The 25,934-nt window shown below is 62.1% G+C and carries 20 protein-coding genes and 4 tRNA genes; 20 read left to right on the plus strand and 4 right to left on the minus strand.

Annotation, left to right across the window (positions count from 1 at the left end):
- Window positions 1-47: 47 nt before the first annotated feature.
- Window positions 48-1,538 carry an MDR family MFS transporter gene (locus tag N436_RS01460; RefSeq protein WP_177410866.1) on the minus strand — a complete coding sequence of 497 codons (1,491 nt, stop codon included), beginning with the start codon at window positions 1,536-1,538 and terminating at the stop codon, window positions 48-50.
- Window positions 1,539-1,587: 49 nt separating this feature from the next.
- Window positions 1,588-2,643 carry an HlyD family secretion protein gene (locus tag N436_RS01465; protein WP_110740245.1) on the minus strand — a complete coding sequence of 352 codons (1,056 nt, stop codon included), beginning with the start codon at window positions 2,641-2,643 and terminating at the stop codon, window positions 1,588-1,590.
- 143 nt (window positions 2,644-2,786) lie between these two features.
- On the opposite strand from N436_RS01465, the gene gltX reads away from it, so the two are divergent.
- From gltX to N436_RS01515, 10 genes are all read left to right on the plus strand, one after another.
- Window positions 2,787-4,268, plus strand: a complete 1,482-nt coding sequence (gene gltX / locus N436_RS01470) for a glutamate--tRNA ligase (protein WP_060498767.1) — start codon at window positions 2,787-2,789, stop codon at window positions 4,266-4,268.
- A gap of 280 nt (window positions 4,269-4,548) precedes the next feature.
- Window positions 4,549-4,624: transfer RNA gene (locus N436_RS01475), tRNA-Ala, on the plus strand.
- 72 nt (window positions 4,625-4,696) lie between these two features.
- Window positions 4,697-4,772 (plus strand) — tRNA-Glu (locus tag N436_RS01480).
- A gap of 53 nt (window positions 4,773-4,825) precedes the next feature.
- A tRNA-Ala gene (locus N436_RS01485) sits at window positions 4,826-4,901 on the plus strand.
- Between the two features lie 72 nt (window positions 4,902-4,973).
- Window positions 4,974-5,049, plus strand: a tRNA-Glu gene (locus tag N436_RS01490).
- Window positions 5,050-5,221: 172 nt separating this feature from the next.
- Window positions 5,222-5,761 carry a TetR/AcrR family transcriptional regulator gene (locus N436_RS01495; protein ID WP_016715158.1) on the plus strand — a complete coding sequence of 180 codons (540 nt, stop codon included), beginning with the start codon at window positions 5,222-5,224 and terminating at the stop codon, window positions 5,759-5,761.
- A 15-nt stretch (window positions 5,762-5,776) separates the two neighbouring features.
- Window positions 5,777-6,610, plus strand: coding sequence for an alpha/beta hydrolase (locus tag N436_RS01500; RefSeq protein ID WP_110740246.1), 834 nt, complete (start codon window positions 5,777-5,779; stop codon window positions 6,608-6,610).
- Between the two features lie 69 nt (window positions 6,611-6,679).
- On the plus strand, window positions 6,680-7,114 hold the full coding sequence (locus N436_RS01505) for a thioesterase family protein (RefSeq protein WP_110740247.1): 435 nt from the start codon (window positions 6,680-6,682) through the stop codon (window positions 7,112-7,114).
- Window positions 7,115-7,165: 51 nt separating this feature from the next.
- Complete coding sequence (locus tag N436_RS01510) at window positions 7,166-8,140, plus strand: tRNA-dihydrouridine synthase (RefSeq protein ID WP_110740248.1); 975 nt, start codon at window positions 7,166-7,168, stop codon at window positions 8,138-8,140.
- Window positions 8,141-8,373: 233 nt separating this feature from the next.
- Window positions 8,374-8,817: an Hsp20 family protein gene (locus N436_RS01515; protein WP_051099848.1), complete on the plus strand. Its 444-nt coding sequence runs from the start codon at window positions 8,374-8,376 to the stop codon at window positions 8,815-8,817.
- A 57-nt stretch (window positions 8,818-8,874) separates the two neighbouring features.
- Here the strand turns inward: N436_RS01515 and N436_RS01520 are convergent, their stop codons facing one another.
- On the minus strand, window positions 8,875-12,171 hold the full coding sequence (locus N436_RS01520) for a PAS domain S-box protein (RefSeq protein WP_105945337.1): 3,297 nt from the start codon (window positions 12,169-12,171) through the stop codon (window positions 8,875-8,877).
- A 62-nt stretch (window positions 12,172-12,233) separates the two neighbouring features.
- Complete coding sequence (locus N436_RS01525; protein ID WP_105945351.1) at window positions 12,234-13,109, minus strand: LysR family transcriptional regulator; 876 nt, start codon at window positions 13,107-13,109, stop codon at window positions 12,234-12,236.
- 130 nt (window positions 13,110-13,239) lie between these two features.
- On the opposite strand from N436_RS01525, the gene leuC reads away from it, so the two are divergent.
- From leuC to N436_RS01575, 10 genes are all read left to right on the plus strand, one after another.
- Window positions 13,240-14,673 (plus strand): 3-isopropylmalate dehydratase large subunit, encoded by a 1,434-nt coding sequence (gene leuC / locus N436_RS01530; RefSeq protein WP_105945336.1) that lies wholly within the window; start codon window positions 13,240-13,242, stop codon window positions 14,671-14,673.
- Window positions 14,670-15,314 (plus strand): 3-isopropylmalate dehydratase small subunit, encoded by a 645-nt coding sequence (gene leuD, locus N436_RS01535; RefSeq protein ID WP_105945335.1) that lies wholly within the window; start codon window positions 14,670-14,672, stop codon window positions 15,312-15,314. The genes leuC and leuD overlap by 4 nt, the downstream gene beginning before the upstream one ends.
- 140 nt (window positions 15,315-15,454) lie before the next feature.
- Window positions 15,455-16,219: a class I SAM-dependent methyltransferase gene (locus N436_RS01540; protein WP_105945334.1), complete on the plus strand. Its 765-nt coding sequence runs from the start codon at window positions 15,455-15,457 to the stop codon at window positions 16,217-16,219.
- Window positions 16,220-16,273: 54 nt separating this feature from the next.
- The gene (gene leuB, locus N436_RS01545) at window positions 16,274-17,356 is read left to right on the plus strand and encodes a 3-isopropylmalate dehydrogenase (RefSeq protein WP_104835290.1); all 1,083 of its coding nucleotides are present in this window, start codon (window positions 16,274-16,276) and stop codon (window positions 17,354-17,356) included.
- A gap of 63 nt (window positions 17,357-17,419) precedes the next feature.
- Window positions 17,420-18,532 carry an aspartate-semialdehyde dehydrogenase gene (asd, locus tag N436_RS01550; RefSeq protein WP_016715168.1) on the plus strand — a complete coding sequence of 371 codons (1,113 nt, stop codon included), beginning with the start codon at window positions 17,420-17,422 and terminating at the stop codon, window positions 18,530-18,532.
- A gap of 178 nt (window positions 18,533-18,710) precedes the next feature.
- Window positions 18,711-19,202, plus strand: a complete 492-nt coding sequence (locus N436_RS01555) for an RNA polymerase sigma factor (RefSeq protein WP_105945333.1) — start codon at window positions 18,711-18,713, stop codon at window positions 19,200-19,202.
- Window positions 19,203-19,267: 65 nt separating this feature from the next.
- Window positions 19,268-20,266 (plus strand): FecR domain-containing protein, encoded by a 999-nt coding sequence (locus tag N436_RS01560; RefSeq protein ID WP_256589576.1) that lies wholly within the window; start codon window positions 19,268-19,270, stop codon window positions 20,264-20,266.
- A gap of 109 nt (window positions 20,267-20,375) precedes the next feature.
- Window positions 20,376-23,510 (plus strand): TonB-dependent receptor domain-containing protein, encoded by a 3,135-nt coding sequence (locus N436_RS01565; protein WP_105945332.1) that lies wholly within the window; start codon window positions 20,376-20,378, stop codon window positions 23,508-23,510.
- An 82-nt stretch (window positions 23,511-23,592) separates the two neighbouring features.
- The gene (locus N436_RS01570; RefSeq protein WP_110740249.1) at window positions 23,593-24,351 is read left to right on the plus strand and encodes a Slam-dependent surface lipoprotein; all 759 of its coding nucleotides are present in this window, start codon (window positions 23,593-23,595) and stop codon (window positions 24,349-24,351) included.
- Between the two features lie 92 nt (window positions 24,352-24,443).
- Complete coding sequence (locus N436_RS01575; RefSeq protein WP_105945330.1) at window positions 24,444-25,916, plus strand: surface lipoprotein assembly modifier; 1,473 nt, start codon at window positions 24,444-24,446, stop codon at window positions 25,914-25,916.
- The last annotated feature ends 18 nt before the right edge of the window (window positions 25,917-25,934 follow it).

The following is a 25,934-nucleotide window of genomic DNA, read 5'->3' on the forward strand; positions in this document are numbered from 1 at the left end:
CGACACAAGGCCGCTCCCACTGGGGCTGCGCAGAACTTGAAAGTTGTTTAGTGGGCTTCCCCGGCTTTCAAGCCTTCCGGCAACTTCCGGGTCAGCAACACCGCCACCATGCTCACCGCCAACCCGATCCCGACGAAGTGGAACGCATCGTTGTACGCCATGATCAACGCCTGCTGGTGGGTAATCTCGCTCAGCTTCCCCAGCGCCGCATTGTCATTCCCCAGCCTTTCGGCCAGTTGCGCCAGCCGCTCCGCCACCTGCGGGTTGCTCGGCACCACCGCCTCCCGCAGGTAATCGAAGTAGACCTTGGTCCGCGCATCCAGCAGGGTGGCCAGCAAGGCAATACCAATCGCTCCGCCCAGATTACGCAGGATATTGAACAGGCTCGAAGCCGACCCGGCATCCTGCGGCTGGACATAGGCCGTGGCAATCAGCGAAATGGTCACCATGATCATCGGTTGGCCCAAGGCGCGGATGATCTGGATATGGTTGAACTGCGGCCCGGCAAAATCCGGGTTGAGCACCCCCGAGCCGAAACTGGCCGCACCGAACAGGCAGAACCCCAGCGCACACAGCACCTTGGGCGATATCACCTTCATCAATTGCGGCACCAGCGGTATCAGGAACAGCTGCGGAATCCCCATCCACATGATCACCTCGCCGATCTGCAAGGCGTTGTAACCCTGCACCTGCGCCAGGTACAGCGGTAACAGGTAGATCGACCCGTACAGCCCCACGCCCATGCCCAGGCTGGCAATGCTCGACAGGCCGAAATTGCGGTTGCCCAGGATGCGCAGGTTGATCAGCGGGTGTGGCTTGGAAAACTGCAGGATGACGAAGGTGATCAGGCTGACCAGGGCGATGCTGCCCAGGCCCACGATGAGGTGCGATTCCAGCCAGTCCTTGCGGTGGCCTTCCTCCAGAAACACCTGCAGGCAACCCAGCCCCAGGCCCAGGGTGACGATGCCGGCGTAATCGGTGCTTTTGAGCAGTTCCCAGTGCGCTTCCTTCTTTTCCAGCCCGTACAGCAGGCCGGCGATCATCACCAGCCCCGGCGGGATGTTGATGTAGAAGATGTACTCCCAGCCCCAGTTTTCAGTCAGCCAGCCACCCAGCGTGGGGCCGATGGACGGGGCGAAGGTGGCCGTCATGGCAAACATGGCCATGCCTTTGGCGCGGTGGTGCTCAGGCAGTTTGATCAGGGTGAGGGTGAAGGCCAGCGGGATCAGCGCGCCGCCAGTAAAGCCTTGCAGGGCCCGGAACAGGATCATGCTCTCCAGGTTCCAGGCCATCGAGCACAGCAGTGACGACAGCAGGAAGCCTGCGGATACCCACACCGCCAGGCGACGGGCGGACAATAGCTGCACCAGCCAGGCGGTTAGCGGGATCATGATGATTTCCGCCACCAGGTAGGAGGTGGAAATCCATGAACCTTCTTCCAGCGTGGCCGACAGTGCGCCCTGGATGTCCTTGAGCGACGAGTTGGTGATCTGGATGTCCAGCACCGCCATGAAGGCGCCGAGCATCACGCTCATCACTGCGATCCAGTCGCGTCGGGTGGGCTCGGCTGTAGGCCTGAGCAGTTGATCACCGGCCATCGTGGCCTTCGTTTTCGCTGCGCAGGTCGACGGTGGCGGTTACCGACATGCCGGGGCGGATGCGCCCGTGCAGCGGGTTGTCGGCGCGGAAGGTGAGTTTTACCGGGATGCGCTGCACCACCTTGGTGAAGTTGCCGGTGGCGTTGTCGGGCGGCAGCAGGCTGAATTGCGCGCCCGACGCGGCGAACAGGCTGTCGACCCGGCCTTCGATGGGCGTGTCGGGGTAGCTGTCGAACAGCAGTTCAGCGCGCTGGCCGGGCTGCATGTGGCCAATCTGCGTTTCCTTGAAGTTGGCCTGCACCCAGATGTCTTCGTCTGGCACGATCGACAGCAGGTAGGCGCCGGCCTGCACCACCTGGCCATTGCGCGCACTGCGCTGGCCGATGGTGCCGCTGATTGGTGCGCGGATCTCGCAGCGGGTCAGGTTCAGCTCAGCCTGGGCCAGGTCGGCGCGGGCATTGGCGATTTGCGCATCGAGGCGTTTGAGGTCGGCGTTCAGCGCGTTGACTTGCTGGCGCTGGCTTTGCAGGTCGGCGCGGGCCTTGTCGACCTGGGAGCCGGCGACGTGGCTGTCTGCCGACAGGGTGGTGACCCGTTCTTCGGATACAAAGCCAGGCTTGCGCAGCTTCTCGGCGCGGCTCAGGTCCAGCCGTGAACGGTCGAAAGTGGCCTGGTTGGCCGCCACCTGGGCCTGGCCGGCAGCAATCAGGCTGCCTTGCTGGGTCAGGCGGCTTTGCGCCTGTGCGTACTCGGCTTCGCGGGTGGCGAGGGCGGCGTGGGCGCGCTCAACCGCCAGCTCGAAGTCAGCGGCTTCCAGGCGCACCAGCAGGTCGCCCTTGTTGACGTGCTGGTTGTCCTCGACCGGCACCGTGTCGATGCGGGCGCCCAGCTGGCTGGAAATGCGCGTGATTTCGCCCTGCACGTAGGCGTTGTCGGTGCTCTCGTAGAAGCGGCCTTTGAAGTACCAGTGGGCCAGGAAGGCGAGGGCGATGAGGGCCACGAGGGTGAAAAAGACCAGCAGGCGGCGTTTGAGTTGGGCGGGCATGGGGACTATCGTTCCAGAAATGTAAATAAATTTAACAGCGGCACAGGGCCTGTCGACAAGTGACGTTCGCGCCATTGCTGGAGCCCGGTGCCTGCCTCCTGCTAACATCCCGCCTTTGTTTCATCTTTCGTTCGAGACCTTCCATGACCACCGTACGCACGCGTATCGCGCCATCGCCTACCGGCGACCCCCATGTCGGCACTGCCTACATCGCCCTGTTCAACTACTGCTTTGCCAAGCAGCACGGCGGTGAGTTCATCCTGCGCATCGAAGACACCGACCAGCTGCGCTCCACGCGCGAGTCGGAACAGCAGATCTTCGACGCCCTGCGCTGGCTCGGCATCGAATGGAACGAAGGCCCGGACGTCGGCGGCCCGCACGGCCCGTACCGGCAGAGCGAGCGTGGCGAGATCTACGCCAAGTACGCCAAGGAACTGGTCGACGCCGGTCACGCCTTCTACTGCTTCTGCACCGCTGAAGAGCTGGACCAGATGCGTGCCGAGCAGCAAGCCCGTGGCGAGACCCCGCGCTACGACGGTCGCGCACTGCTGCTGAGCGCCGAGGAAGTAGAGCGCCGCCTGGCCGCTGGCGAGCCGCATGTGATCCGCATGAAGGTGCCGAGCGAAGGCATGTGCGTGGTCCCGGACATGCTGCGCGGCGATGTCGAAATCCCGTGGGACCGCATGGACATGCAGGTGCTGATGAAGAACGACGGCCTGCCGACGTACTTCCTGGCCAACGTGGTCGACGACCACCTGATGGGCATCACCCACGTACTGCGTGGCGAAGAGTGGCTGCCGTCGGCACCCAAGCTGATCAAGCTGTATGAGTACTTCGGCTGGGAACAGCCAAAGCTGTGCTACATGCCGCTGCTGCGTAACCCGGACAAATCCAAGCTGTCCAAGCGCAAGAACCCGACCTCGGTCACCTTCTACGAGCGCATGGGGTTCATGCCCGAGGCGATGCTCAACTACCTGGGCCGCATGGGCTGGTCGATGCCGGACGAGCGCGAGAAGTTCTCGCTGGCTGAAATGGTCGAACACTTCGACCTGTCGCGCATCTCGCTCGGCGGGCCGATCTTCGACATCGAGAAGCTGTCCTGGCTCAACGGCCAGTGGCTGCGCGAGCTGCCGGTCGAGGAATTCGCGGCACGCCTGCAGAAGTGGGCATTCAACAGCGACTACATGATGAAGATCGCCCCGCACGTGCAGGGCCGTGTGGAAACTTTCAGCCAGGTTGCCCCGCTGGGCGGGTTCTTCTTCGAAGGCGCGCTGAAGCTGGATGCCAAGCTGTTCGAAAGCAAGAAACTGTCGGCTGACCAGGTACGTCAGGTGATCCAGCTGATCCTGTGGAAGCTCGAAAGCCTGCGCCAGTGGGAAAAAGAGCGCATCACCGGCTGCATCCAGGCCGTGGTCGAGGCGCTGGAACTGAAGCTGCGTGACGCCATGCCGCTGATGTTCGCCGCCATCACTGGCCAGGCCAGTTCGGTGTCGGTACTGGACGCCATGGAAATCCTTGGCCCGGACCTGACCCGCTACCGCCTGCGCCAGGCCCTGGACTTGCTGGGTGGCGTGTCGAAGAAAGAAAACAAAGAGTGGGAAAAGCTGCTGGCCTCGATCGCCTGATTCAGCTTTACGCCTAACCTGTGGGAGCGGGCGTGCCCGCGAATGCGATGGTAAATTCAATACCGCATTCGCGGGCACGCCCGCTCCCACAGGTCCATGTAAGCCCCAAAAACCGGGGCAGGGCGGTAAGTTATTGTTATCTGTGAAAAAACTTTTGAATATTTTCGAAATTTCGTTTGACAGCCCGGCAATCCGATCTTAATATGCGCCCCGTCCACAGCGATGAACGAAAACGAAACGCCAGCCACCCAGTCAGCGATTCTGTTCAGAGCGACATTGTGGGGCTATAGCTCAGCTGGGAGAGCGCCTGCATGGCATGCAGGAGGTCAGCGGTTCGATCCCGCTTAGCTCCACCAAATTCCGCTTGGCAGCCAAGGCTGTCGAGCAAGACCGGGTCCAGCAACCGGGTCTTGAAGGTAAGAAGGTTCGTCCCCTTCGTCTAGTGGCCTAGGACACCGCCCTTTCACGGCGGTAACAGGGGTTCGAGTCCCCTAGGGGACGCCAGTTTTGCACAAGCGATGTTTCACGATGTCGCTGGGCCGCGAGGCTAAAAATCCGGGGCTATAGCTCAGCTGGGAGAGCGCCTGCATGGCATGCAGGAGGTCAGCGGTTCGATCCCGCTTAGCTCCACCAAATTCCGCTTGGCAGCCAAGGCTGTCGAGCAAGACCGGGTCCAGCAACCGGGTCTTGAAGGTAAGAAGGTTCGTCCCCTTCGTCTAGTGGCCTAGGACACCGCCCTTTCACGGCGGTAACAGGGGTTCGAGTCCCCTAGGGGACGCCAAATTTACCCGCGTTTTGCGGGACCTTTAAGGCTCATTCGATTATTGAATGGGCCTTTTGTTTTTCTCCCTCCCGAAAAATTCGCAACCGACAGGCGGCGAGAAATTCTGCTTGCCAAAAAATATGATGAGAATAATATTTCGATCATCATATTTCGTCCGGCGAATGTTCAGATGAGCGACAAGAAGAGCAAAACCCGCGAACGCATTCTGGAAGCCGCACGCAGTGCGCTGATCCAGCACGGCCCGGCCGAGCCCAGCGTTAGCCAGGTAATGGGCGCCGCAGGCCTGACCGTCGGTGGTTTTTATGCCCACTTCGACAGTAAGGACGAGCTGATGCTAGAGGCGTTCCGCCAGCTGTTGGGTGAGCGCCGCGCCTTGCTCGCCCAGATCGACCCCAGTCTCGATGGTGCGGGGCGGCGGGCGCTGGCCAGTGCCTTCTACCTGTCGCGTAAACACCGGGATGCCGAAGTGCACGCCTGCCCGCTGCCTAATTCGCTGGGCGAGATGCAGCGCCTGCCGGAAGTCTTCCGTGAGGTATTGGCCGAACACATCGAGCTGATGACCGCTGCCATGGTCGATCGCCCCGAGGATGCCGACAAAGCCTTGGCCGATCTGGCGTTGATGGTCGGTGGCCTGGCCCTGGCCCGCGCCCTGGGTACCAGCGAGTTGTCAGACCGTATTCTGCGCGCCGCCAAATCGGCGGTGCTTTAACCCTGGAGCATGACAATGACTACCCTGAGCTGGATTCGTGGTGTCAATGGCACCCTGGGCCGCCTGGCCCCCGAGCATGTCGCGGGCAGGATGCGCCGTGCCTTCATGACGCCGCGCAACTTGCCGCCGCGGGATTGGGAGTTGCCCGTGTTGGTCAGTGCCGAGCGCATTACCCTGCGCTTCGGCTTGTCGGCCCTGCGCTGGGGTAATGGGCCGACCGTGCTGCTGATGCACGGTTGGGAAGGGCGCCCGACCCAGTTTGCTGCGTTGATCGAAACCTTGGTCCAGGCCGGGCACACGGTGGTGTCACTGGAGGGGCCGGGGCATGGGCGTTCGCCTGGCGAGCAGGCCAATGTGGTGCTGTTTGCCCGGGCCCTGCTGGAGGCCGCCGCCGAGCTGCCGCCGCTGCGTGCGGTCATTGGCCATTCCATGGGCGGTGCCAGTGTGTTGCTGGCCTTGCAGATGGGGCTGCGTACAGAGGCTGCGGTCAGCATTGCGGCCCCGGCGCGGCTGTTGGGTGTGTTGCGTGGTTTTGCTCATCGCCTGGGGCTTCCGGCACGGGCGCGGGCGGCGTTCATTCGGCAGATTGAGCGGGATGTGGGGATGCAGATAGCCCGGCTGGATGTGACCGGTTATCAGCTGGAGTTGCCGGGGCTGGTGGTGCATGCCGCTGATGACGCCTTGGTGGCCGCCGATGAGGCTCAGGTTATCCATAAAGCGTGGTTCGACAGCCGCCTGATGCTGCTGGAGGCGGGTGGGCATCAGCGTGTACTGTCCGACCCGCGGCTGGGTGAGGCAGTGCTCGAATTGCTCGCCCGCGCTGCTGCACCGGCGCGTCAAAGCGCCTGAGTGGCAGCAGGGCTGGACATTCCCTCACTCGTCACGGCTAAATTCACTTTTTCCGCCAAGGAAGCGAACATGAGCTGGGACCTGGCAACACCCTTCGTCATCGACCTGCGCGTCGGCAGCGAGGACATTGATGGCCTCGGCCACGCCAATAACGCGGTGTACGTCACCTGGCTGGAGCGCTGTGCCTGGCGCCACTCCCAGCGCCTGGGCCTGGACCTGGCCGAATACCGTCGGCTAGACCGCGCCATGGCGGTAGTGTGTCACGAAATCGACTACCTGGCCGCTGCCTACGAGGACGATGAACTGCAACTGGCCACCTGGATCATCGATTGGGACCAGCGCCTGCGCATGACTCGCCGTTTCCAGCTCAAGCGCCCGCGTGACGGCGTGACCCTGCTGCGTGCGCAAACCACCTTCGCCTGCATCGAGCTGTCCAGCGGTAAGCCCAAACGCATGCCGGCAGAATTCCTTGACGGTTACGGCCCGGCGCTGATCGGCGCCTGAAACCCCGGCAATTTTTGTTAGACTGCCGGCTTTTTCCGCCGAGACCCCGACATGCAAATTGCCCTGGCCCCCATGGAGGGGCTGGTCGACAACATCCTGCGCGACGTACTGACCCGCGTGGGCGGCATCGACTGGTGCGTCACCGAGTTCATTCGTGTGTGCGACCGCCTGCTGCCGCCTTCTTCGTTCGACAAGCTGGCGCCCGAGCTGCGCCAGGGCGCGCGCACGGCTGCCGGGGTGCCCATGCGTGTGCAGTTGCTGGGTTCGGACCCGGTATGTCTGGCGGAAAACGCCGCGCTGGCCTGCGAGCTGGGCGCACCGGTGATCGACCTGAACTTTGGCTGCCCGGCCAAGACCGTGAACAAGTCGCGGGGTGGTGCCGTGCTGCTCAAAGAGCCGGAACTGCTGCACGCCATCGTGCGCGAAGTGCGCCGTGCCGTGCCGGCCGATATCCCGGTGACCTCGAAGATGCGCCTGGGCTTCGACAGCCCTGATGGTGCACTGGAGTGTGCCACGGCGCTGGCCGAAGGCGGCTCGGCGCACCTGGTGGTGCATGCACGGACCAAGGTCGAAGGCTACAAACCGCCGGCGCACTGGGAGTGGGTGGCGCGGGTGCAGGATGTGGTGAAGGTGCCGGTGTTCGCCAATGGCGAGATCTGGACTGTCGATGACTGGCGGCGTTGCCGTGAGGTCAGTGGGGCCGAAGACATCATGCTGGGCCGTGGGCTGGTATCGCGTCCCGACCTGGGTCTGCAGATTGCGGCCGCGCGTGACGGGCGCGATTATCAGCCGATGAGCTGGGACGATTTGCTGCCGTTGCTGCGCGAGTTCTGGCGTCAGGCTCAGCACAAGCTGTCGCCGCGCTATGCGCCGGGGCGGATGAAGCAGTGGTTGGCGATGCTGACCCGCAGTTACCCGGAGGCGGTGGTGCTGTTTGCCGAGTTGCGCCGGGAGGATGATTGCGCGCGGATCAGCCGGTTGCTGGGGGTTGTTGAGGCTCAAGCTCTGGAAGCCTGTGTAGCCTGATCCGGCCCTATCGCCGGCAAGCCGGCTCCCACAGGAACACCGCAGCCTTTGAAACCTGTGCAGTACCTGTGGGAGCTGGCTTGCCGGCGATAGGGCCATCAGATCCAGTGCAAAAATCAGATTTTTTCTCCTTGCCCCTTGAAAGCATTTCCCTCGGCCATATCTCTTGAGTACGCGATGCCGAAGTCGGGTCGCGTAATGACTTACTTGCTGAATCTCAGGAGTTTATGACCATGACCACCGCTTTCTCTCTCGCACCCCTGTTCCGCCATTCCGTAGGTTTCGACCGTTTCAACGACCTGTTCGAATCTGCGGCACGTAACGAGGCCGGTAGCAGCTACCCGCCCTACAACGTGGAAAAGCATGGCGATGACCACTATCGCATCGTGGTTGCCGCAGCCGGTTTCCAGGAGCAGGACCTCGACCTGCAAGTCGAAAAAGGCGTCCTGACCGTGACCGGTGGCAAGCGCGACAATGGCGCCGCTGAAGTGACCTACCTGCACCAGGGTATCGCGCAACGCGCCTTCAAGCTGTCGTTCCGCCTGGCCGACCATATCGAAGTGAAGGCCGCCGGCCTGGCCAATGGCCTGCTCAGCATCGACCTGCTGCGCATCGTGCCTGAAGAAGCCAAGGCCAAGCGCATCCCGATCAATGGCGACAAGCCAGCGCTGAACTGATCGCGCTGCAGTGAAGAAGGGCACCCTCGGGTGCCCTTCTTGCGTTTGCAGGCCGGATCAGTAACCCGCCGGCGCCTCCAGCAACATCTGCCGAAACTCCGGCAACGGCAATGGCCGGCTGTGCAGGTAACCCTGGTACAAGTGGCAGCCCAGCCGTTCGAGGAATTCCAGCTGTTCGGTCAGTTCTACCCCCTCGGCAATCACGGCCAGGTCCAGGCTGCGGGCCATGGCAACGATGGCGCGCACGATTTCCGCGTCGTTGGGGTCGACCGGCGCGTCGCGCACGAAGGTCTGGTCGATCTTCAGCGCATCCACCGGCAGGCGCTTGAGGTAGGTGAGTGAGGAATAACCGGTGCCAAAGTCATCCATGGCAAAGCTCACCCCGAAGCGCTTGAGTTCGCGCATTTTGCTGATGGTGTCTTCCAGGTTCTGGATCACGATGCCTTCGGTGATTTCCAGCTTGAGCATGTGCCGAGGCAGGCGATAGTCGTCCAGGCTGCGCAGCACGCGCCCGACAAAGTCGTTCTGACGGAACTGCCGCGGGCTGATGTTCACGCACAGGCTGAAATCATCCGCGTCGATCAGCCCGTCGGTCAGCATGCGTGCGCAAGCATCGCACGCTTCATCGAGGATCCAGCTGCCAACTTCCAGAATCAGGCCGCTTTCCTCCAGCACCTGGATAAACTGCCCGGGTGGTTGCTGACCCAGTTGCGGGTGGTGCCAGCGCAGCAGCACTTCAGCCCCGACGATGCGGTTGTCGCGGGCATCCACCTGGGGCTGGAAGTGCAGGGCCAGTTCGCCACGGGCCAAGGCCAGGCGCAGGTCGTTTTCCATGCGCAAGCGCTCGCTGGCGGCCTTCTGCATGGTGGTGTGGAACAGCTGGGTGGTGTTACGCCCGGAGTCCTTGGCCCGGTACAGGGCAATGTCGGCACGCTTGAGCAAATCGGCCGGGGTAGCGCCGTGGTCAGGGATCAGCGCCACGCCGATACTGGGCGTTACCTGCAGCCGCTGGCCATCCAGCGACATCGGTTCGGCCAGCAGTTCGCGCAGGGTGTCGGCCAGTTCGCGCACTTTTTCCTCTACCAGTTCGCGGCTGCCTTCCAGGCCGCTGAGCAGTACCACGAACTCGTCGCCCCCCAGCCGCGCCACGGTGTCTTCCAGGCGCACGCTGGCCTCCAGGCGGGCGGTGATGATCTTCAGCACCGTGTCGCCCACCGGATGGCCCAGCGAGTCGTTGATGTGCTTGAAGTGGTCGAGGTCGAGGAACAGCAGGGCGCCGCGCAAGTTGTGGCGCTTGAGCAGGGCGATCTGCTGGCTCAGGCGGTCCATCAGCAGGGCGCGGTTGGGCAGGTTGGTCAGCGGGTCGTGGTAGGCCAGGTGGCGAATCTGCGCCTGGGCATTCTTCAGCTGGCTGACGTCACGGGCGGTCAGCAGCAGGCAGTCCACCTCGTTGAGGGTGATCGGCTCGACCGAGACTTCCACGGTAAGGATATCGCCGCGCTTGTTGCGCCCGAGCATTTCCCGGTGATGCACGCGGCCGCGCTCGCGTAACTCGGCCAGCAGCGCGCTGCGCTGCTTGTCGTCCGCCCAGATACCGATCTCGTACACCGTGTGGCCGACTACTTCGGCTGCGCTGTAACCCGTCAGGCGGCAGAAGCCATCGTTGATTTCCAGGTAGCGTCCGCTATGGCGTTCGGTGATGGTGATGGCGTCGGGGCTGGAGTGGAAGGCCTTGGCGAACTTCTCCTCGCTGGACTTCAGTGCGGCTTCGGCGCGTTGCTGCTGGGTAATGTCGCGCAGGGTGGTCACGCTGCACGGCTGGTCATCGACGGTGATCAGGCGGCTGGAAATCACGCACGTCAGGGGGGCGCCATTGCGGTGGTTGACCACCACGGCGACGTTGCTCAGGGCCTGTTCGCGGATCACCCGCTCGATGCGTTGCGCACGCTCGATGGACTCGGCCCACAGGCCGATTTCCTCTGCGGTGCGGCCAAGCACCTGCTCGCTGCCCCAGCCGAAGGTCTGGGTGAACGCGGGGTTGATCTCGATGAACTGGCCGGTGTCCTGGCGAGTGACGCAGATCGGGTCGGGGCTGACCTGGAACAGGCTGGCGAACTTCTCTTCCGAGGCGCTCAGGCGCTGCTCGCGCTCCACCTGGTCGGTGATGTCGAGCAGGGTGCCGGCCATGCGCAGCGGGTTGCCTTGTTCGTCGCGGTACAGGCGTGCGCGGCTTTCGATATAGCGCGAAATGCCGTTTTCCAGTTGCACCCGGTAGGTGATCTGGTAGTTGCCGGCGGGCCCTTCGCGCAGGCTGCGGTAGGCCTGGCGCATCGAGTTGCGCTCCTGCTCCGGCACCCCCTCGAAAAAGGCATCGAACGACTCATGAAAGGGGATGGGCGGTAGGCCGTGCAACTGCGCGGCCCGGGCAGAGCCGTAGAGCATGCCGCTGGGGATATGCCAGTCCCAGGTGCCCAGCTGCGCCGAATCCAGGGCCAGGTCCAGGCGCTCCTGGCTGTCCTTCAGGGCCTGCTCGGCGCGCTTGCGCTCGGTGGTGTCGACGAAGGTGCTGATCAGAAAGGTCACGCCTTCCAGTTCGATGCCCTGGGTACAGAGGATGCCGTCATGCACCTTGCCGCTGGTGGCGCGGAACTGCACCTCCATGATCAATGGGCCGCCGTTGGCGCGGGTTGACTCCATCACCTGGTGGCGTTGTTCGGGGTTGACCCACAGGCCCAGCTCCAGGCTGGTCTTGCCGATCACCTGGCTGCCAGGCCAGCCGAACATGTCTTCGAAGTGCTGGTTGACCTCGAAAATCATGCCGTCGTGGCGGCGGGTGAGCAAAATGGCGTTGGGGCTGAGGTGGAACAGTGTGGCGAAGCGCTTTTCCGAATTGATCAGCGCGGTTTCCCGCTCGCGCTGGCGGGTGATTTCGCGGATTACCCCGATCATCTGCGGCCGGCCATGCGGGTCGTGGGTCAGGCTGCCGTTGATCTCCAGCCAGTGCAGGCTGCCGTCCGGCCAGCGGATGCGATGACGCATGGCCTGTTCCACCGGCTCGCCGTTGAACACCGCCTGGAACACCTGGCGCGTGCGGGCGCGGTCTTCTTCGGGCAGCAGGTCGAGGTAGTCGACATCGGCAGGCAGCGGGCGCTGCGGGTCGAAGCCGAACAGGGCCTGGGTGCCCCGTGACCAGCTGACACGGCCGCTTTCAATATCCCACAGCCATGCCCCCAACCGGGCGCCGTTCAGCGCGGCCAGCAGTTGTGGGGCGTTCTGCCAGGCCTGTTCGGACTCCTGGGGGTCGGCCGCAGGAATACGCGGCAGGCGCAAAAAGCGGTTTGCTGATTTGGGCATCGGTACCAGACCTTTGGCGTATGACGCGTCCTTGGATTCGGAAATACCTGGCTGACGGCCGGTCAGGCGGGCCCCGCGTGGCTGTCGAGCAGGGCCATGAATGCCCTGGCCGCGTTCGATAGCGTACGCTCCGTGTGCAAAATGTAGCCTAGCTGGCGCGACAGCTGTATGCCGGGCAAAGCGATGGGTGCAACCTGTTCGTCGAGCATGGTGCGCGGCAGCACGCTCCAGGCCAGGCCGATCGACACCATCATCTTGATGGTTTCCAGGTAGTTGGTGCTCATGGCGATGTTCGGCGTGAGGCCCTGGCTTTCGAACAGGCGCTGGACGATGTGGTGGGTAAAGGTGTTGCCGCCGGGGAAAACCGCCGGGTGACGGGCCACATCGGCCAGGCCGACCGCATTGTTGGCCAGCGGGTGCTCGGGGGCGGCGACAAAATCCAGGGCGTCGTCCCACACGGGCACTGCCTTGACCAGGTGATGCGGCTCGGGCGCCAGGGTGATCACGGCGATTTCGGCGCGGCCATGCAGAATCTCGTCGTAGGCCTGTTCTGAATCGAGAAACTGAATATCCAGCGCCACGGCCGGGTACTGGCGGGTGAACGCCCGTAATAGCGGGGGCAGGCGGTGCAGGCCGATGTGGTGGCTGGTGGCCAGGGTGAGGCGACCGCTCACTTCCCCCGACAAATTGGTCAGCGCACGTCGGGTATCATCAAGGACGTTGAGGATCTGGTAGGCCCGGGGCAGCAGGGCGCGTCCGGCCTCGGTCAGGGTGACCTCGCGGCCCAGGCGGTCGAACAGGCGCACATCCAGCTGCTGCTCCAGCCCGGCGATGCGCTTGCTGATGGCGGGCTGGGTCAGGAACAGGCGTTCAGCCGCCCCGGAGAAGCTGCCGGTTTCGGCAATGGCGATGAAGGCGCTGAGGTTGGCCAGGTCCAAGGGTTGCATTCCTCTTGGTTATCCAAAGGATAAAAATTATGAATTTGAGTTATTCAATCTAACCCCATAGCATCGTCCGTACAAGCCAAGGGGTCTTTGGCATAGAAAGACGCTGATGAGGAACAGTCTGATGGCTGGCAAAACGCTCTACGACAAACTCTGGGAAGCCCATGAGGTCAAGCGCCGTGATGACGGCTCGTCCTTGATCTACATCGACCGCCACATCATTCACGAAGTGACGTCGCCCCAGGCCTTCGAAGGCCTGCGCCTGGCCAACCGCAAACCGTGGCGCATCGACGCCAACATCGCCACGCCCGACCACAACGTGCCGACCACGCCAGAGCGCAAGGGCGGTATCGAGGCCATCGTCGACCAGGTGTCGCGCCTGCAGGTGCAGACCCTCGACGAAAACTGTGACGAATACGGCATCGTCGAATTCAAGATGAACGACGAGCGCCAGGGCATCGTTCACGTCATCAGCCCGGAGCAGGGTGCCACCTTGCCCGGCATGACTGTGGTCTGCGGCGACTCGCACACCTCCACCCACGGCGCCTTCGGTGCCCTGGCCCATGGCATCGGCACCTCTGAAGTCGAGCACGTGCTCGCCACCCAGTGCCTGGTCGCCAAGAAGATGAAGAACATGCTGGTGCGCGTGGAAGGCCAATTGCCGGCCGGCGTAACCGCCAAGGACATCGTGCTGGCCGTGATCGGCAAGATCGGCACCGCCGGTGGCAACGGCCACGCCATGGAATTCGCGGGTAGCGCCATTCGCGAGTTGTCGATGGAAGGCCGCATGACCATCTGCAACATGTCCATCGAAGCCGGTGCCCGTGTGGGCCTGGTGGCGACCGACGCCACCACCGTTGCCTATGTCGAAGGCCGCCCGTACGCGCCGAAGGGCGAGCAATGGAAGCAGGCAGTCGAATCGTGGAAAGACCTGGTGTCGGATGACGACGCCGTATTCGACACCGTGGTCGAGCTGGATGCCAGCCAGATCAAGCCGCAAGTCAGCTGGGGCACCTCGCCCGAGATGGTGTTGGCCGTAGACCAGCGTGTACCGGACCCGGCTGCCGAAGCCGACCTGGTCAAGCGTGGTTCGATCGAGCGCGCCTTGAAGTACATGGGCCTGACCGCCAACCAGGCGATCACCGACATCCAGCTGGACCGCGTGTTCATCGGTTCGTGCACCAACTCGCGTATCGAAGACCTGCGTGCCGCGGCGGAGATCGCCAAGGGCCGCAAGGTGGCCGCGACCGTCAAGCAAGCCATCGTCGTGCCGGGCTCGGGCCTGGTCAAGGCGCAGGCCGAGCGTGAAGGCCTGGACAAGATCTTCCTCGAAGCCGGTTTCGAATGGCGTGAACCAGGCTGCTCGATGTGCCTGGCGATGAACCCGGACCGCCTGGAGAGCGGCGAGCATTGCGCGTCCACCTCCAACCGCAACTTCGAAGGCCGTCAGGGCGCCGGTGGCCGTACCCACCTGGTCAGCCCGGCCATGGCCGCCGCCGCTGCGGTAGCCGGCCACTTCATCGATGTCCGCGAGTTGATCCAAGGGAGCGCAGCATGAAAGCCTTTACCCAGCACACTGGCCTCGTCGCGCCGTTGGACCGTGCCAACGTCGACACCGACCAGATCATCCCCAAGCAGTTTTTGAAGTCGATCAAGCGCACCGGCTTTGGCCCTAACCTGTTCGACGAATGGCGTTACCTGGACGTGGGCCAGCCCTACCAGGACAACAGCAAGCGCCCGGTGAACCAGGAGTTCGTGCTCAACCACGAACGCTACCAGGGTGCCAGCGTGCTGCTGGCGCGGGAGAACTTCGGTTGCGGCTCCAGCCGTGAGCACGCACCTTGGGCGCTGGACGAGTACGGTTTCCGCAGCATCATCGCGCCGAGCTTTGCCGACATCTTCTTCAACAACAGCTTTAAGAACGGCTTGCTGCCGATCATCCTCAGCGATGAAGAAGTGGACGAGTTGTTCAAGCAGGTCGAAGCCAACCCGGGCTACCAGCTGACCATCGACCTGCAAGCGCAGGCGGTGACCCGCCCGGACGGCAAGGTGCTGCAGTTCGAGATCGATGCGTTCCGCAAGCACTGCCTGCTCAACGGCCTGGACGACATCGGCCTGACCCTGCAGGACAGCGATGCGATCAAGGCCTTCGAAGGCAAGCACCGCGCCGGGCAGCCTTGGCTGTTCCGGGATGCCTGAGTGATATAGCCGGCATTTGCACTGCCAATGCCGGCCTCTTCGCGGCTAAAGCCGCTCCTACCTGGATACGCGCTCTTTGTAGGAGCGGCTTTAGCCGCGAAGAGGCCGGTACAGGCAGCAAAAAACATAAGGATTGAGACATGACCAGCACCCAGCACACCGATGTGGTCCAACGCCAGTTCGGCGAACAGGCCAGCGCCTACCTCAGCAGCGCCGTGCATGCCCAGGGCAGTGAATTTGCCCTGTTGCAGGCCGAGCTGGCAGGGCAGGGCAATGCCCGCGTGCTGGACCTGGGCTGCGGTGCCGGTCATGTCAGTTTCCACGTCGCCCCGCTGGTTGCCGAAGTGGTCGCCTACGACCTGTCGCAATCCATGCTCGACGTGGTCGCCAGTGCCGCCGCCGAGCGCGGCCTGGCCAATATCACCACCGAGCGCGGTGCCGCCGAACGCCTGCCGTTCGCCGATGCCTCGTTCGAATTCGTCTTCAGCCGCTACTCGGCCCACCACTGGAGCGACCTGGGCCTGGCCCTGCGCGAGGTGCGCCGGGTACTAAAGCCGGGTGGCGTGGCAGCGTTCATTGATGTGATGTCACCGGGCAGCCCGCTGCTCGATACCTACCTGCAAACCGTCGAAGTGCTGCGCGACACCAGCCATGTCCGTGACTACTCCGCCGCCGAATGGCAGCGTCAGGTCAGCGAGGCTGGCCTGCATGTGCGCAGTCACACCCGCCAGCCCTTGCGCCTGGAGTTCGGCAGCTGGGTGGAGCGCATGCGCACCCCCGAGCCAATGCGCGTGACCATCCGCCAATTGCAGCAAGCCATGGGCGAAGAAGTACGGCAGTATTACCAGATCGAGGCCGATGGCTCGTTCAGCACCGATGTGCTGGTGCTGTGGGCCGAGCGTTAAGCACTTTTCGGTGGGGCCCGTTTGGCCGCACCGCGTGAATGGATAGAGGAAAGCATGAGCAAGCAGATTCTGATTCTCCCAGGTGACGGTATCGGCCCGGAAATCATGGCCGAAGCGGTCAAGGTGCTGGAGCTGGCCAACGACAAGTTCCAGCTCGGCTTCAGCCTGGAGCACGACGTGATCGGTGGCGCCGCCATCGACAAACACGGCGTGCCGCTGGCCGACGAAACCCTGGAGCGTGCGCGCAAGGCTGATGCCGTGCTGCTGGGCGCCGTGGGCGGGCCGAAGTGGGACAAGATCGAGCGTGACATCCGCCCGGAGCGTGGCTTGCTGAAAATCCGTTCGCAGCTGGGCCTGTTCGCCAACCTGCGCCCGGCCATCCTCTACCCGCAACTGGCCGATGCCTCGTCGCTGAAGCCGGAAATCGTCTCGGGCCTGGACATCCTCATCGTCCGTGAGCTGACCGGCGGCATCTACTTCGGTGCCCCGCGTGGCCAGCGCGAGCTGGAAGGTGGCGAACGCCAGGCCTACGACACCCTGCCGTACAGCGAAAGCGAAGTGCGCCGCATTGCCCGTGTCGGCTTCGACATGGCCCGCGTGCGTGGCAAGAAGCTGTGCTCGGTAGACAAAGCCAACGTACTGGCTTCCAGCCAGCTGTGGCGTGAAGTGGTCGAAGACGTGGCCAAGGACTACCCGGATGTGGAACTGAGCCACATGTACGTCGACAACGCCGCCATGCAACTGGTGCGTGCACCCAAGCAGTTCGACGTAATGGTGACCGACAACATGTTTGGTGACATTCTGTCGGATGAAGCTTCCATGCTCACCGGTTCCATCGGCATGCTGCCTTCGGCGTCGCTGGATGCCGACAACAAGGGCATGTACGAGCCGTGCCACGGCTCGGCACCGGACATCGCAGGCCAGGGCATTGCCAACCCGCTGGCGACCATCCTGTCGGTGTCGATGATGCTGCGTTACAGCTTCAATCAGTCGGCTGCCGCCGAAGCGATCGAGAAGGCCGTGAGCCTGGTGCTGGACCAGGGCCTGCGCACCGGCGACATCTATTCGCAAGGCTGCCGCAAAGTTGGTACGCAGGAAATGGGCGACGCAGTAGTCGCAGCGCTGCGGAATCTGTAATCTCTCTGGCCCGCCACCCCAAATTCCCGGTGGCGGCCCACTTTTAGCAAAGGTGTAGTTGCGATGAAACGTGTAGGTCTGATCGGTTGGCGCGGTATGGTCGGTTCCGTGCTCATGCAGCGGATGCTGGAGGAGCAGGACTTCGACCTTATCGAGCCGGTGTTCTTCACTACCTCCAATGTTGGCGGCCAGGGCCCGAACGTGGGCAAGGATACAGCGCCGCTCAAGGACGCTTATTCGATTGAAGAACTCAAGACCCTCGACGTGATCCTGACCTGCCAGGGCGGCGACTACACCAACGAGGTCTTCCCCAAGCTGCGTGAAGCCGGCTGGCAGGGTTACTGGATCGACGCCGCTTCGTCCCTGCGCATGCAGGATGACGCGGTCATCATCCTCGACCCGGTCAACCGCAAGGTCATCGACCAGCAGCTGGACGCGGGCACCAAGAACTACATCGGCGGCAACTGCACCGTCAGCCTGATGCTGATGGGCCTGGGCGGCCTGTTCGAGGCCGGTTTGGTGGAATGGATGAGCGCCATGACCTACCAGGCAGCCTCCGGTGCCGGCGCGCAGAACATGCGCGAGCTGATCAAGCAGATGGGCGCCACCCACGCCGCCGTGGCTGATGACCTGGCCAACCCGGCCAGCGCCATCCTCGATATCGACCGCAAGGTTGCCGAGACCATGCGCGGTGATGCATTCCCGACCGAGAACTTCGGTGTGCCACTGGCGGGCAGCCTGATCCCGTGGATCGACAAGGAACTGCCGAACGGCCAGAGCCGCGAAGAGTGGAAGGCCCAGGCCGAAACCAACAAGATCCTCGGTCGCTTCAAGAGCCCGATCCCGGTCGACGGCATCTGCGTGCGCATCGGCGCCATGCGCTGCCACAGCCAGGCGCTGACCATCAAGCTGAACAAGGACGTGCCGCTGGCCGATATCGAAGGCATGATCAGCCAGCACAACCCTTGGGTGAAGCTGGTGCCGAACCAGCGTGAAATCAGCATGCAGGAACTGACCCCGACCAAGGTCACCGGCACCCTGAACATCCCGGTTGGCCGCCTGCGCAAGCTGAACATGGGTTCGCAGTACCTGGGCGCGTTCACCGTGGGTGACCAGCTGCTGTGGGGCGCGGCAGAACCGCTGCGCCGCATGCTGCGGATTCTGCTGGAGCGTTGATCGTTCTGCTGTAATTAAAAACCCGCGCTGGCGACAGCGCGGGTTTTTTTATGGGTGTAATTACGGATCAGCCTTTTTGTAACAGCGCCAGGAACAGTGGCAAATTGCCTAGATTAACGAGAAATATTCTCATTATAATCGGGTTCCCCAGTTTGCCTGAGCATAGGAAAGTGCTGACGTGCTGGAACAACTCTTCAACGAACACGCCTCCGCCTTGCACCGCTACCTGCTGCGCAAGAACTGCACGCCAACCCTGGCGTCGGACATCGTCCAGGAAACCTTCCTGCGGCTGGCGCAGATGGACGGGGTAGAGCGGCTGCTCGCCACCCCGGCCTATCTGTTCCGCGTTGCCCACAACCTGATGATCGACCATCATCGGCGTTATGGCAGCAAGCGCTACGAGGCCGAACCGGCCAGTATCTTTGATGGCCTGATCGATGAAGCCAGTTCGCCAGAAGACCAGGCCTTGGGGGCTCTGGAGCTTGAGCGCCTGCACGCAACCCTGGAGCTGCTGCCCGAGCGCACCCGCGACGTGTTCCTGCTGTGTCGGGTGGAGGGCATGACGCACAAAGAGGCCGCCCAGTATTTACGGATTTCCACCAGCTCTGTACAAAAACACCTGGCCAGTGCGCTGGCCAGGATCGGCCGAGGGCTTGAACCTGACCAGTAGACCAGGCGCAAGCGCTGACCTGGCCGGGCTACCAGAAAAACACCAACAGGCAGCAACACCGTACCGTGAACCCCTCAGAACCTGTTGACCCGATCGAGCGCAAAGCCGCCGATTGGGTCATGAAACACCGTCAAGGTCGCCTCGGCCCCGCCGAGCAAGCGGCCTATCGGCGTTGGCTCGAAGCCGACCCCCGGCACGCTGCCGTCGCCCAGCGCCTCGACCGCGCCTGGCAGGCCAGTGCGGCGCTGCGCCAAGGGTATGTGCGGCCGCCACGGCCGGCCCGTGCTGCTGGGCCGTTGGGTTGGCTACAGGCTGCATGGCAACGGCCGTGGGCCAGTGGTGGTGCGCTCAGCGGGTTGGCCATGGCCTGTTGGCTGTGGCTGGCGCCGCCGTTCTGGGTGCAAGGCCTTGGCGCCGACTACCAGACCGGCTATGGCGAGGTACGCCATGTCACGCTGAATGACGGCAGCCAGGTCGAGCTCGGCAGCCGCAGCATTCTCAGCATCGCCTATGACGGGCAACGACGGACTGTGCACCTGAAACGCGGCGAGGCGGTGTTCAGCCCGTCACCGGTAGGTGAGGCGGAGCCACGGCCATTCACGGTCAGCACGCCAGGCGCAACCGTGACTGCGCGCGGGACCCGCTACCTGGTCGCGGTCGATCAGGACGAACGCTCCGGCTGGGTGGGCGTGCTGCAGCACAGTGTCGAGATCAACCTGATATCCCATGGGCTGAACGATGTATCGGCTTCTGCCGTATTGCAGGAAGGCGACAGCCTGTACTTCGGCCCGCATGCCGGGTTGAAGCCACTCGAGCAATCCCCTGAGGAGTTGGCCAGCTGGCAGGAGGGCAGGCTAGTACTGCGCCAGAAAACCCTGGCTCAGGCGGCCGAGCAGTTGGGCCGTTATCGCGCGGGCCTGACGGTGGTGCGCGGCGAAGCGCTGCGGCGCTTGCCGGTGAGTGCCGTGGCACGGATCGACCACGTCGATGACGCCCTCAGGCAACTGGCCAGCCAGGCGCACGCCCGGGTACTGGAGCTTCCAGGTGTGCTGCTGATTTACTGATCTAAAAAATATATTTAATAGATCATATCGCTCTACTGTGTTTTCCAGCTTCGCACGTTACTGAATGCAAATAACTCTTATTTGTCTTTAGCTAGGGTGCTTGGAAACGATGTCAAAGGGAGCTTCAGGGCGTTTCGCCCCTCAACGTGGCAAGCTGAGCCTGGGAATTCAGCTGGCACTGTTGGCCTGCTGCGGTGCCACGGCGGCACTGCCTGCCATGGCCGCCACCGACTCGGCTGCCGCCGCGCGCAGCCAGCCTGGCCAGTACCATCAGTTCGATGTGAAGGGCGGGGCGCTTGAAGGTGCCATGTTGCAGCTGGCGCGCCAGGCGGGCGCCGAGCTGTACCTGACCGGCGATGCCTTCAACGGCCTGTACGCCAACCCGGTGCAAGGCCGTTACTCCCTGGAAGGTGCGCTGCAACAATTGCTGAGCGGCCTGCCGGTCAGCTTCAGCCTGAGCGGCGGGCCCGACCGCCCGGTGATCCACCTGCAATCGGCTACCAGTGCCGGCAGCGATGACCTGCACCCAACGTACGTATACGGCCAGCGTGATGGCCGTTCGCGGGACGAGAAGGGCTACAGCGACATCTACGACCAGGACATTTCCACCGTTTACGCCGGCAAGGAGCAGATCGAGCGCTACAAGGGCGCCGCCCCTGCCGACGTGTTCAAGGGCATGCTCAACGTCTACAGCGGCGACGCCCGCAACAGCGGTGCACTGGACCCGAACGTACGCGGCATTCAGGGCCCTGGCCGGGTGCCGCTGACCATCGACGGCACCGAACAGGCACTGACCGTTTATCGCGGCTACATGGGCGCCAACAACCGCAACTACATCGACCCCAACCTGATCGGTTCGATCAAGGTCATCAAGGGGCCGAACCTGGAGCGCAATGTCTACAGCGGCGTGGGTGGTGCGGTGGTGGCCAATACGCTGAGCGTCGATGACATCCTCAAGGAAGGCGAGGAATTCGGCGGCGAGTTCAAGATCGAGGGCAGCAACAATTCGGTTTCGCCGAAGCTGCCGACCTTGTTGACCGGGCAGATGCCCGGCGCGGATTACCAGTACATCCCGATCAACTCCTACTACGACCCGTCGCTGTACAAGCACCCGCGCACCAGTAGCAGCAACGACCTTTTGTCGAGCGACGACAAGGCTTACCGGTTGGCGCTGGGGACGCGTCAGGAGCATTTCGACCTGATGGGTGCATATGCCTATCGGGAAAAGGGCAACCATTACGCGGGCAAGAACAAGAGCAGTTATTACTCCAGTGGCGAACTGGTGGACGGCAAGTGGGACTATGTGCCCAACCTGGCGCGTATCTACAAACCGGGCGATGAAGTGCCCAACAGCTCCAGCAAGATGGAATCGTGGCTGGCCAAGGCCACCTGGAAAATTGACGAAGGGCAGAGCCTGGAGTTCGGCTACCGCGCTACCGACTCGTTGTATGGCGAAATCCTGCCTTCGCGTATTTCATTCTTCACGCCGGGTAGCACCTATGATGCCGCGACCTACGGCGTGCCGCAGTGGCCGCTGAGCCATGTGGACAGCAAGGCCTATAACGTCGAGTACAAGCTCAATCCCGAAGACAATCGTTGGGTCGATTTCTACTCGAACCTGTGGATGACCCGGACTGTCAGCGATACCTACAGTTCGGGTGGCGTGCCCAACGAAACCACGGCGCAGAACCGCGAGTTTCGTAATACCGCTGTGGCCAACGCCAAGCATGACCGGGCAGGCCTGACCGTCAGCAACAAGCTGAAGTTGCTGGACAGTCTCGACCTGACGCTGGGGGGCAGCTACCAGCATGAAAAACTGAGTTCGGGTGACGGCATGTTAGACCCGAGCACGTTTGGGGCAACGCGACTTTTTCCAAGGGCAGGGCGTCGCGAGGAGCAGGAATACAACTTCAACTTTGATTGGCAGCCGGTTTCCTTTGCACGCTTTACTGCGGGCGGGCGCTATTCCTCGTACTGGTCGTTCGATGACTTTCTCAAGGAGCGGCAACAAGAAACAGGCGTGACGACACAGAGCATACAAACAGGCAAAGAGGTGACGTACTACACGCGCAAGCAATTGTCGCAGGACGAGTGGCGCGAGGCTGTGAACGCCAACATAGAATCACAAAAGATATTCTGGGAATTGTTCGGGTACACCGAGGCCGAGAAACAGGAGTCCATAGCGCTGGTAGAGCGTGAGACGCCGCGAGAAATCGAGACTCAGCACATCGCTGACTGGAAGCACGATGGCAAGGGCCGATACCAGCGTAGTAACAATCCTTGCATCGCCGCAGCGGCGGCAGGGGAGGTATACAATTGCTCTGCCACTTTCTACGACGGTTCACCGGGGTACGTTGACAGCGACGGTAATCTGGTTAATCAAACCGTCGACACGTCGGCAAAGCATCGCAAGGACCAGGGCTGGGTCCCCAATCTTTCCGCTACGTTCTTTACCTCGGAAAACGGCCGGTTCTACTTGCGTTACAGCGAGGCAATCCGTTATCCGAGTATGTTTGAAAGCACCATTGGTTTTTCCGCTTCGCTGACGCCTTGGCAGTTGGAGCCAGAGCACGCTCATAACTATGAAGTTGCGTATATCCATAACCTGAGCGGCTGGCTGGGCAGTGAACAGGCAGATGTAAAGCTTACCTACTATCACAACACCACGGATAACGTGATCGAGCGCAGTCCGCAGTTGGTGTTCACCAATGTGGACAAGCAGACAACGGCAGGTATCGAACTGCAAGGTCGCTACGACAACGGTGGTTTCTTCACCGACTTGAGTGTTGCGCATGTGCTCAAGAATAAAGTATGCGATGAAAACTCAGCCATGCAACTGGATGCCAGCGGCGGTATCGCCAACTGCGTTGATGACGGTTTTATCGGTGGCTATCTGGTGGGCATGGCGATGCCCGAATGGTCCGCCAATCTGGGGTTGGGGGCGCGCTTCTTTGATCGTCGTCTGGAAGTGGGTGGGCGTGTTGTTTATTACAAAGGGCATGATAGCAAGTTCCACAGTAATTACAGTGGCAACCCAATGGTTACCTATTACCTGAATACCCCGTTGTCTTGGGATGACATCGTAACCTATGACGCCTATGTCAATTACAAGTTTACCAAGGACGTGAGTGTCGAGTTGGTGGGTACGAACCTTTCCAATCTTTATTACCTGGATCCCCTGACACGTTCGGCAATGCCTGCGCCAGGGCGAACTTTGAAAATCGGTCTGACTGCAAATTTTTAAGGGGTATAACCATGAACGGGTGAGTGCATCGCGGTTGGCTGTATGTGCTGGATATATTCTCAATTTATCAAAGGATCATGAAATGAAAGTGTTGAATGTTTCGGTAGTCGCAGTAGCTCTTCTGGGTCTTGCCGGTGTTGCTCAAGCTGCCAGTGATTCCGGGCTAAGCTATGATAATGCCATCAAGGTGGGTGGTTCGCTTGGGAGCACCCCCAACCATACCGGTGAAGCGGGTACTCCATCCGTTGGTGTGGTTGCATTCTATGGCGGCACCAAGGTGGGCTTCAGCAACCTCAAAAGCATGGTTCCGGCCGATGGCAATGGTGTGACCACCATCACGCCCGCAATGATGCCTGCCTCCCACGCCGCCTTGGGCAACTTTGATTTCAAACAGGTATCGACCCAGCAAGTGTATTTCGGCGAATGGTCGCAGAACGGTACCAACAATGATCCAACCCGAGCTGTCTACTATTCCGGCGACACTACTGGCCGCGTACTGCCGACCACGAATGTTTCCTATGCTGTCCAAGGCATCAGCAATTACTCCGGTGCCAACCTGTTGTCGGGTAACCTGACCGCTACCTTCGGTGCGGCCACTCCAACTCTTACCGGCAACCTGGCCAACGGCGCGCTGAAAGTCCAACTGGCGGCGAATATCGACAAATCGACAGCGGCCTTCTCGGGCGCGGCGGCAGCGTTCAACCCGACCACCAACGCACAGCTTTCGACTGGTACCACCCAAGGTAGCTTCTTCGGCGCCGGCGCTACCGCCTCTGTGGCCGGCATCGCCAAGTTCGCCAATCGCAACTACGACACCGCTTTCGGCGGTGTGAAGCAGTAAGCCGGCCTGCTTGATGCTGGTCAGTTAAGTGCAAGCAGGGTTGCCACGCAGCCCTGCTTGCAGCTATTTCAAGGCACCCCGAGAGCCGAGCAATGCCCCAGCCTTCACGCCTGCATTACCTGTTGCTGCTTTACCTCCCGTTTACCTTCCCCTCCATTACCCAGGCCGACCAGGACACCAACCTGCGCCTGAACCAGAGCATCGAATACCGCGCCAACCGCCAGGAACGCGAACTGCTCAAGGACGAAATGGCCGGTACCACGCTGGTCATCGATGGCCAGGCGTACCGGGTGGAGAACAACCTCAACGACCTGGGCCGCGCCCTGTATGTCTCGGTACAGCGTCAGCAATGGGCCGATGTAACCGCGTTCCGCGCCCGCTACGTTGCACTGCCAGGTCACGATCCGATGCTGTTGGCCTACGCCGATGGCGCACTGGCCCGCTCTCGCGGCGATCTGGATCAGGCTGAGGCTCATTACCGACAGTTGCTGACGCTACAGGGCGACTTCCTGCCCGGCCAACTGGAACTGGCCCGGGTATTGTTCGAAAACCGCAAGGACCGCGAATCTACCGAAGCCTTCCGCCAGATCAGCCAAAGCCTGGGCCCGGCCGATGCGCGCAACCAGGGCCTGGCCAACACCGTCGACAGCTTCGTCGAGGCGCTGGACCACCGCGAAAGCTGGCAAGGCTCGCTGGCCGTCGGCCCGACCTGGAACGACAACCTCAACCAGTCCTCGGAAAGCACCACCCATTACCGCCTGGAAACCAGCGACGGGGTGTACCTGGTCGAGCGCAAGATGCCCAAGGCCGTATCGGCACAGGGCATCGACTACGAAGCCACATTGAACAAGCGCGTTGCGCTGTCCGGCCATCATGGTGTGTTCGGACGGGCGCTGGCCTATGGGCAGGCTTACGACAAAGAATCGAAGTACAACGAAGACACCTTCATCGGCAACGCCGGTTACAGCTACCAGGACGGGCGCAACCAGTACAGCCTGGGCCCGCAGTTCGAATACAACCGCATTGGCAGCGACCCGATGTACTCGGCCTGGGGCCTGCGCGGTGAATGGATGCACACCCTCTCGGCCACGCGCATGCTCAAGCTGGAAGGCGAATACAAGGACATGGCCTACCGCCGCCAGGCCGCCGACACCTATGACGGCAGCGCCGCCTCCGTGTACGCCACCCTGTGGCAAGCCCTGCCACAGCAGTGGGTGCTGTTCGGCGGTTTCGACCTCACCGACCGCAACACCCGAGACACCACCGAAGCCTACTTCCAGCGGGGCCTGCGCCTGGGCGTCGCCAAGGACTTCGACATTGGGCTGAGCACCGTGCTGTTCGCGTCCTGGCGCACCCGCCAGTACAACGCCTACAGCGCCTTGCTCGATGACCGGCGCCATGAGGAAGAGCAGGGCTATACCTTTATCGTGCGCGCACCCGGCCTGGCCTTCCACGACCTGGTGCCCAGCCTTACCTTCAAATACAACAAGGTGAACAGCAACGTCGACTGGCTGTACAGCTGGGAACGCAACAGCGTCAGCCTCAAGCTGGAGAAGCAGTTCTGAAGGGCGGCACATCGGCGG

Origin of the sequence: Pseudomonas sp. RV120224-01b (assembly GCF_003208145.1) — a bacterium.
Taxonomy (GTDB): Bacteria; Pseudomonadota; Gammaproteobacteria; order Pseudomonadales; family Pseudomonadaceae; genus Aquipseudomonas; species Aquipseudomonas monteilii.